Raw genomic sequence first — 540 nt, forward strand, 5'->3', positions numbered from 1 at the left:
GCTCCTACTGCTTGTACGTACACGGTTTCAGGTTCTATTTCACTCCCCTCACAGGGGTTCTTTTCGCCTTTCCCTCACGGTACTGGTTCACTATCGGTCAGTTGGGAGTATTTAGCCTTGGAGGATGGTCCCCCCATATTCAGTCAAAGTTTCACGTGCTCCGACCTACTCGATTTCACTTTAGATAAGTTTTTGTGTACGGGACTATCACCCTGTGTCGTCAAACTTTCCAGAATGTTCCACTAACTACACTAAAGCTTAAGGGCTGGTCCGATTTCGCTCGCCGCTACTATCGGAATCTCGGTTGATTTCTTTTCCTACGGGTACTTAGATGTTTCAGTTCTCCGCGTTCGCCTCATATGGCTATGTATTCACCATATGATACCTGTAAACAGGTGGGTTTCCCCATTCGGAAATCCTAGTCTCAAGCGCCTCTTACTGGCTCAACTAGGCTTATCGCAAGTTAGTACGTCCTTCATCGCCTCCAACTGCCAAGGCATCCACCGTGTACGCTTAGTCACTTAACCATACAACCCAAAA

1 rRNA gene is annotated in these 540 nt (G+C 47.4%); it reads right to left on the reverse strand.

Annotated elements, in window-relative coordinates:
- Positions 1–527 (reverse strand): 23S ribosomal RNA (locus L1070_RS20170); the annotation flags it as partial.
- Positions 528–540 lie beyond the last annotated feature (13 nt).

This window comes from Pseudoalteromonas sp. MMG022, assembly GCF_021654245.1.
Taxonomy (GTDB): Bacteria; Pseudomonadota; Gammaproteobacteria; order Enterobacterales; family Alteromonadaceae; genus Pseudoalteromonas; species Pseudoalteromonas amylolytica.